The 8,298-nt window shown below is 55.1% G+C and carries 5 protein-coding genes; 3 read left to right on the top strand and 2 right to left on the bottom strand.

The window, feature by feature from the left end; all coding sequences use genetic code 11:
• Positions 1-808 precede the first annotated feature (808 nt).
• The 3 genes from NCT03_RS30925 to NCT03_RS30940 all read left to right on the top strand — a co-directional run bounded on the left by NCT03_RS30925 (position 809) and on the right by NCT03_RS30940 (position 5,742).
• On the top strand, positions 809-2,533 hold the full coding sequence (locus NCT03_RS30925; protein WP_250495219.1) for a site-specific integrase: 1,725 nt from the start codon (positions 809-811) through the stop codon (positions 2,531-2,533).
• Between the two features lie 228 nt (positions 2,534-2,761).
• Positions 2,762-3,577, top strand: coding sequence for an H-NS family nucleoid-associated regulatory protein (locus NCT03_RS33935; RefSeq protein WP_284503539.1), 816 nt, complete (start codon positions 2,762-2,764; stop codon positions 3,575-3,577).
• 1,730 nt (positions 3,578-5,307) lie between these two features.
• On the top strand, positions 5,308-5,742 hold the full coding sequence (locus NCT03_RS30940) for a hypothetical protein (RefSeq protein ID WP_250469833.1): 435 nt from the start codon (positions 5,308-5,310) through the stop codon (positions 5,740-5,742).
• A gap of 763 nt (positions 5,743-6,505) precedes the next feature.
• Here the strand turns inward: NCT03_RS30940 and NCT03_RS30945 are convergent.
• Positions 6,506-7,750: a hypothetical protein gene (locus NCT03_RS30945; RefSeq protein ID WP_250495220.1), complete on the bottom strand. Its 1,245-nt coding sequence runs from the start codon at positions 7,748-7,750 to the stop codon at positions 6,506-6,508.
• 338 nt (positions 7,751-8,088) lie between these two features.
• Positions 8,089-8,298, bottom strand: a 210-nt coding sequence (locus NCT03_RS30950) for an integrase core domain-containing protein (RefSeq protein WP_250495221.1), incomplete at its 5' end; no start/stop codon positions are given.

Here is an 8,298-nt window from a genome sequence, read left to right on the forward strand (position 1 = left end):
TCGTAGTAAAGCCGCGCGATGGTGGCCGCCGGCACGCGCTGCACGAACGCGCGCAGCGCCGTGAAGTCGGTGCGGGTGTAGGTACGCGGCGTGGGCAGCGTCAATTGTTGGGGTTGATTGGCCATCGATCTGTCGCGCGCGTGCTCCCGCAGGTGCTCACCTCATCCATCAAGCGCTGGCTTTCATGTCCGTAGCGTTGCGGGTCGGACTCCACCACTTCGCCGGAACGTCTCAACCTCCGATTCGTCGAAAACCCGCCTTTGCCCCGTGCCAATGGGTTTTAGGCGAGGCGTAAATGGCGCTACCCTCCATTTTACCCATTAAAACCTTCACTGCTAATAATAATTAGCAGTCCAACATTCCAACGTATAGGCGTTGGTAAGCTGAAACTCGCCACGCTCTAACCAGCCCGCTTAGTTACATCGGACGATCGTCGGCCCTAACGATCGCCCCGTACGCGCGGGGACTCGAGCAGAACAGATGACAGCCATAAATTTATTAGAATCCTGAGTAGCCAAAGCGGTGACGGCATATGGATCATATTCGGCGCGAATCATCTACATTAAAAGTCAAGTCGCAAGGACAGTGTGCGTACTTTCGGTCGTTTGGCCTAGCTTGGCCATGCTGAGAAAGCGCACTCCTTGCCTCCTAGCTTGTTTCAGACTTCGCGTGCTGCGTCGCCGGCGTCTTGGTCGGCGACACGCGCACGCACAATCCTCCGCGAAGTTCGTTTGATCGCTCAGGAACACGGCTATTTAGATAACTACTCTTATCCTAATAGCCGCGTTTTTGCTCTAAACTCGCGTTCATGAAAACGCGTCTACGATCGTCGGTCTCGGCCGCAGCCTCCCCCGCCGACACCGCCCGACCCGACCAGCTCGATCTGCCTGAATTCCCGACCGCGGACGAACTCGCAGCACTGCGCGCGTGGACCGCCGGCCTCGCCTCGCGTGAAGCCGTCCAACGCTTCCTGCCGAACGAACTCGCGAAATCAGCGCGCGGCGTGATCGGGCGCATTCGCCGGCAGTTGATCTGTCGTGCAGAACAGGTTAAACGCGCCGATCTTGCAGACGTGCTGCGTCACCCGGTCGCCGCGCGCGAGCGGCAAGCGCAAGCCGTGTCGCAGGCGATCGAAGTCCTCCGGCACGCGCAAGCACCGACGCCTAGCATCGTCGACCCCGTCGAGTACTGGTTCTCGCCTCGCACCGTGCGCGCGCTGCACGCGTACGGCATCGTCACCCTCGCTGACTTAACCGTGCGCATTCCGCGTCGGCGTCAGTGGTGGACCGTCATTCCCGACCTAGGCGCGGCGAGCGCGAAGGCCATCGAAGCATTCTTTGCCGCCTATCCTTCCCTGACCGAGCGGGCGCGCGCGTTGATCCTGTCGGAACCGCGTGGCATCGTTGTACCGTGGGAGTCGCTGAAATTGCCGCATGAAGTCGATGGGTCGGCGGGCACCTTCCGGGCACCGGCCGCCACCTGCACGCTCGACGCCAGCAACGACTACGACGCCATTCACGCCTGGCTCTCACTTCACGAGTCGCCCGCGACCCGGCGCACGTATCGAAAAGAAGCCGAGCGCCTGATCCTGTGGGCGATCGTGGAGCGCGGTCGCGCGTTGTCGTCGCTCACGACAGAAGATGCAGTGGCGTACCGCGCGTTCCTGCGCCGGCCGACTCCGCACGCGCGGTGGGTGGGGCCGCTGCGCCCACGCCATTCACCCGATTGGCGTCCTTTCGCGGGCCCGTTGTCGGCACGATCGACGGCACACGCGATTTCCATTCTGAATGCGCTGTTCCGGTGGCTGATCGACCAACGTTATGTGTTGGCGAACCCGTTCTCGGGCGTCAAAGTTCGCGGGGCGACGGCGGCTTTGCTCGATGCGTCGCGCGCGTTCACAGAGGGAGAATGGCAGTTGATCCGGACGATCGCCGATGGGCTGGAATATTCGTATGGCTGGTCCGCACCGGCGGCGCACCGGCTGCGGTTTTTGCTCGACTTCGGCGTGGCGACGGGCCTACGGGCGGGCGAACTCGTGGGGACCACGCTGCGGCAGTTCGAGACCGATCCGACCGGCCTGTACTGGCTTCGGGTCACCGGCAAAGGGCACAAGATCGGAAAAGTGGCGTTGCCGCCACTGGCCTGGAACGCGCTGACAACTTATTTACTTTCCCGACAACTGCCCGTTTCCCGGGAGCGTTGGAATCTCAGAACGCCGTTGATCGGCCATCTGGACTCAGACCCGAATCAGGCGATTAGCAGCGTGCGGCTGTGGGCGGTGATGGAGCGGTTTTTTAAGCAAGTTGCGCAAGCGCTCGAAGTCGATCATCCGCCGCTCGCCGATAAGTTGCGCACGGCGACCCCTCACTGGATGCGACATTCCCACGCTTCCTTGGCACTGTCCAATGGCGCGGAACTGACGACCGTCCGGGATAACCTCCGGCATGCGTCCATTGCCACCACCTCGATTTATCTTCATTCAGATGACGTGAAGCGAGCACGGCAACTGAATGATGTATTCGGCGCAAGATAGCCGGGCGAAAAGTCGATCACGACCACGCGGCCTTAAAAGAAGAACGTCACATGCTTATGGGCGAAACGTCTTTCCTAAGATTAAGCATTCGTTAGGCATTGTTTGGGCCTATTCCGCCCTGCTTCTCCTGAGAACTCATTCGATTCCGACACTTGTGTCGATGAGAGTGACATGTCTTTTGTAGGTCTGGTGTGGCATAGTGCGACGATGACCAACTAGGGAAAGTCGATGGCTACGCTCAAAGCACTACAAGACAAAATCGCCAAGCTTCAGGCTCAGGCCGAAGCGATTGCGAAGAAAGAGTCGTCGGCAGTTTTTGGAAAGATTCATGAATTGATGCAGAAGCATGGTCTGACGCCGGACGATATCGCTGCTCATTTCCGTCAGCCGGCTACGGGTCGTAAGTCATTGGCGACAACTCAATCCGCAATGTCAAGCGCGGCCAAATACGTCGATCCGAAGACTGGAGCGACTTGGACTGGGCATGGACGCGCGCCCGGTTGGATCGCTAATGCGAAGGATCGCAACAAGTTTCTCGCCAGTGCAAGCACTGCTCCGGTGGCAGTCGCTGAGAAGAAGCCGAAGGCGGGCAATTACGCACGCGGGCCGCAAGCTCCCAAGTATCGAGATCCGAAGAGCGGCGCAACCTGGAGCGGTCGAGGTCCTGCGCCGGCCTGGATAGCAGCGGCCAAGGATCGAACGAAATTTCTGATCGAAAAGCCAGAGCCTGCATCAGCGAAATCTGAGTCGGCACCTGCCACCAAGGCGGCTAAGAAGGTTGCGGTGAAGAATGCGGCGAGGAAAACTACATCCAAGACGGCGACACTGAATAAAAGGCCCATCGTCAAATCAGCAAAGAAGGCAGTGAGCAAAACATCCTCGGCTGGAAAGCACGCCGCGCCTGCGACGAAGAAGGCGGCTGCTAAAAAGGCCACTGTGAGGAAAGCGCCGATGAAACGCGTGGCCACGAAAAAGTCGGCGGTAGTCGAAGCACTCACTCCTGCGGTTGAACCGAATGTCACAAGCGAGGTGGCCTCGGCGTAAGGGGCGACGGGAAATTGTCGTTCTGGTCGAAAAGCGGGGACTCAAATGAGCGCCCGCTTTTCAGCGGCGATGAATGCACGAGGCCTACATTTAGTCGTTTTTGGATTAACCGCTATTTTTGCACCGATTAAAGGAAGACCGCATCCTGACGCAGTTGAATCGTCAACAAAGCACGCTCGCGGTCCTGTGATGTTCATCGGGCGCTGATTCGCGTGGCGTGCAGCATGAGTCTGCTCTTAGACGCGTTACGTGACGCAGGACTCTGAGTAGTACAGGGTCAGACGGTTAGTTGCATCGGGGTCCACTTGCAAACGGCTTTTCGCCTTTAGCTGAGAAAACTCTAATGCCTTCTTGTCGGCGCGATGAGGCGAAGGCCAATGTCAAGCAATGACTCATCGCCCCTGAAGTCATTCAGAAGTCGTGCACCTTCTGGAGTTTTTTACCTGTACGCCATCCCCGACGCCCATGTCGGTCGACGGGTTATCGGCCTTTGCCATCATTCGAACATCGGCTTTGGTCAGGCGGCTGACCGCCGCTTTCCGGCCATTCGCACGTCAGCCGGCCTCGAATGGTCGGTACGCCGTCCGCCAATGCGAACTCGCGACCCCACAAGAGACGATGGACGTTCCGACTTTCAACCGTCGTAACAGGCGAAATCCGGACATGCAGGACTTTTGGACTAAAATCTGCTTTACTGCTTTACTGCCAGTCCGTGAAGAATTTAGTCGCGCCGACATGTGGCGGGGTAAGGTGCTCAATCCCCCCACTTGTTCAAGCAGACAGCCGCAAACGCATGGTCCCAAGGATCGTCCGGTTCGATTCCATAAGTCTGGCCGTTGACTTCCGCCCACCTGTACGAAATCGAATGGCTGTAACGAGAACCAGACCGTAGTGTGCGCAATGTGTGGTCGTGGCAGTAGAAGGAAGTCTGCTCGGTTAAATTCATGATTTGCCCGTCCGTTGACGACGCTGTTTCCTCCCACCAGATTGTAACTTTTTGGCCGTTTTTACAATTCTTTCTTGATCAACAACAATCCGATATTTGCGAATGATGCGATTCTGGCTGGCTATCCGTATCTGTATTTCTACCCGGCCAGTCCCCAACTTCTTCGGGAACAATTCGCCTGTCAGACGAAATGCTACGCACGACACGAGAAGCAAGAAAAGCAACAAAAGCAGCATTCTTCGCATACTTACCACAGCGCCATCGTCCGGTCCCAATTATATTCGTACTACTCACCGGTCCCACCATCACGTCTTTGACGGACAAGCTCGAAGCTTTGAGTCGCCCATCAGACAAAAGCCACCGAATACGCCCGATCGGCCGCTCCGCAAGCCAGTTGGATCAGAGTCCATTTTCTTTAGGGTATTCATCAGCAGGGCGGACTACAGGCACGAAGTACACAACCGTGAATAAGGAACTTCATTGAACTTGTTCACCTACTAGGCATGCGATACTTTTGCTGAAGACTTTTCGTGGCTGACTGCGACGCCGTCGGCGTGCAATTCTGCCTTTTGGTCGGGATCCGCAGGTTGCACCATCCACGCTTGTGCGTCCCGCCACAATCTGCCGGTCGCGAGCTGCGATATTCGTAACAAATATCTTGGTGAGCGATCGGCCCGAAGTACCGTTAGCTAAAATAATGGAAGCCCTGCTCCTTTCCTCCTATTTCGCTCCGCTCGTCCCGCTAATAACCCGGTCCATCCTGTGCATGCGATGGCGTAGGTTGATGAGCACCGATATTCCCGAGGCCGCCCAAGAGCGAGACGTTCACCGTGGATTTATACTCTCATTAGCAGGCTTTAGTTTCACTGCGGTGGCGGGACTAGCAGTTCTCGACAGCCCAACTCGCGTCAGCTTGCAGCTTCCTACTTGGTACGTTCTTGCGAGCTTCGTATCTCTACTTAGTTCTCTCAACCTCCAATCGTACAAGGTCACTCGATGGCAAAACCAAATGGCTACCGCGTTGTTAGAAGTCGGCACCCTGTCATTGATGCTGGCAGTCGTGGCATTGCTTTTTACTGCAAGCTTTGGAAGAGTCTTCCAATTGTCGGCGGGCACAATTACGCTTAGCTTATGGTTTATCGATCACCTTGTGCGGCTGTCGCTTGACAGTAGATACCTTTCCGAACTTCATTCCAAGACGATAAAGGTGAAACCGTGATTAGAAAAAAAGTCAGAAAGGTGGCGGTCAAGAAAGGCAGGGTTAGAGTGGTCGCCGGTGGCTTTATACGATCAAAGAAAGCTTTTGCCAGAAAGGGGAAGCGCGCTACTGGGACATACATCGGGGCGTATCTTTTTTGTAGAACCCACCGTTTGCGGTACCCGCGAGGCGAGTCGTGCCCTCGATGCCCCTAAGAAGGTCCAGGAGTTGGATGTGGTGGTATGGTCTGGGTTCCGAGTGCTAGTCAATAGCTTAAAGGGGGCGAGACTGTGCCTAATTTCGTGACAGCGTGCTGTCGTTGCAGAGTATCGCGATTTCCTTACCGCTTAGTTTGCAGCCACGATTGTCGGGCAAAACGGGGAAATCGAGGCGCCGTCGGTCTCCGACCTGGCGTCAAAGGACAATCGATCGATTGCTCGCCGTTTGAGACCAGATCCTCGAGACAAGCAGCTGCTAGCGGGCGCAAGGGTAGTCATCGGCGCTTTGAGAATCGGGCGCGTTTCCGAGTAATGCAGCAGCTCGAATGACCGCTCGCTGGCTTGACTGAGCGACGGGAGATGGCCGATCGGGTCAGTTCGCCCGCGACCTTACTAGCGCTCCAATTTGCAATATCCGAAGTGGCCGACTGACCAGTTTTGAGAAAGCCATCTGGCAGAATTGGAACGGGTTCCGCCGATGACCGAAGAGCAAGGGTCGGCGAGCAGCGGACACACGACTTTCCTTCCAAAATTACACATCACAAGCACAAGCAATATCGGCGCTCTTACCGATAGGGAAGGTTGTTGCAACCTGTAAACTGACAAAAGAGCTGAGATGAAAGAGTTTGCTGGAAGGGATAGCCAAGCAATATTGCATAATCGGGGTCAGGAGTATTGGCAAATGCCCTGAACCAAATTAAATACTTAACCCAGGGAAGATTTGTCTGCGTAAGATTGATTGTATGGAGCATCGCCTGCTGGGATGCGGGGGCGTTGGGCGTCGTATAGCCGTCTTCGGATAGCAAGACCGGAATATTTTCATCACCATAGTTCGTCAGGGAATCATGCACTGCTTCATTGGTAGCAACCCAAGTGCTCATAGTCGCGTCTTGACCAATGTAAGGATGCCAATTTGCGCCATCAAAATAATCCCGCTTGTTCGTGGACAAAGACGTGTTTAAAGCGATAGCTTGATAGAGGTCGCTAATGTATTTCGCGATGCCCCGCAAACTTGGATCGTTCGTTGCGTTGTCGTCAGCGGTAACTGGGGCGGCAGCGGGCATGAACACTGTGGCGCTTGGATTTCCTGCTTTAACGCCCCGATAGCCCCAATACATGAGGTCGAGGGAAATTTTGATTCGGTCGTTATAGCTAAAATGACTTTTTCCGCAAGAACCTGCCCCACTTTGGATTGGCTTTAATACATCCAACCCGTTCAACTCGTTTCCAATCTCCCAATATGTAATAGCCGGGAATGTATTGGCTTGTGCTTTCCATGTAGCCTGCCAGCTTAGCAGGAATGTAGCGTACGGCGAGCCAGTGGCTGGACACGGGATACCAGATCCAGATGGATCGTTTGATCCAGTCATCCATGCAGGGAAGGAGTTGTCCATACCTACGAGAGTCACGCCGGATTGTACTAAGCGATCAACGGCGTGTTGATAAAGCGCAAGATTGGCGCTCGCGGGTTGAACCCCCCCTGACGAAATGCCGCTGAACTCTTGAAAATTGAGCATCCACATTCGTACCACACGCGGGTGAAGAGAAAGAATGCCATCTATTTGGTCATCTAAATTCCAATTATTTACAATAGTATTTGAAACAAATGGCTCACCGATGCCAAGCGAGCCATCACCTGCTTTGGTTGTTGACGCATTTGTCGCGATTCCACAATAAAAAAGTGAATAATCAATATTAGGTGTCCCATAAACAATGTACCGTGTGTAACCTTGTGGACACGTATAGTTGCTATTCGTAGACGGATTAGGATAAGGTGACTGCCCATCGCCGGTCATTCCACCAAAAGTCATTGTGGTACCACCAGGACTGTGCGCGCGGTAACAGAAAAATAACGCATTGTCGATATTTGGGGTGCCTAAGACTTGGCTGTGTGAGTAACCAACTGGACAGGTATCGGTGGAGGTGAAGGGATTTACGTAGACGTTGTAACCCTTCCATGGCACGGCCCCCAACGTGGTGCTCGAAGAATATCCGTACATCCCGCCGAAGTCGAAAAGGGTTTCTACTCCATTAACGTGCGGACGTCCACACCAAAATGCAGGCCAATCAACGTTTGCGGTTCCAAGAACCTGATAAGACGTGTAACCAGTCGGGCAGTGGATTTGCCCCCGTAGTTCCGGACACCATCTCACACCAAGGTTGATGAATCGGCTTTACGTCGGAACTCGCGCGGCGAGCGGTATTTCAGCGCGCTATGCGGGTGTTTGTCGTTGTAGTGTTCGAATGCGACGGCCAGATTGCGCACGGCGGTCGCCGCGTCCGGCTTCGGCATGAACGCAACGTAATCGCGCTTCATCGTCTTGACGAAGCTTTCTGCCATGCCATTGCTCTGCGGGCT

Source organism: Caballeronia sp. GAWG1-1, from assembly GCF_023631465.1.
GTDB lineage: Bacteria > Pseudomonadota > Gammaproteobacteria > Burkholderiales > Burkholderiaceae > Caballeronia.

Excerpts from the sequence above, each read along its gene's own strand:
- NCT03_RS30940 (WP_250469833.1), top strand. The coding sequence starts at position 5,308 with ATGAGCACCGATATTCCCGAGGCCGCCCAAGAGCGAGACGTTCACCGT.
- NCT03_RS30925 (WP_250495219.1), top strand. The coding sequence starts at position 809 with ATGAAAACGCGTCTACGATCGTCGGTCTCGGCCGCAGCCTCCCCCGCC.
- NCT03_RS33935 (WP_284503539.1), top strand. The coding sequence starts at position 2,762 with ATGGCTACGCTCAAAGCACTACAAGACAAAATCGCCAAGCTTCAGGCT.
- NCT03_RS30945 (WP_250495220.1), bottom strand. The coding sequence starts at position 7,750 with ATGACTTTTGGTGGAATGACCGGCGATGGGCAGTCACCTTATCCTAAT.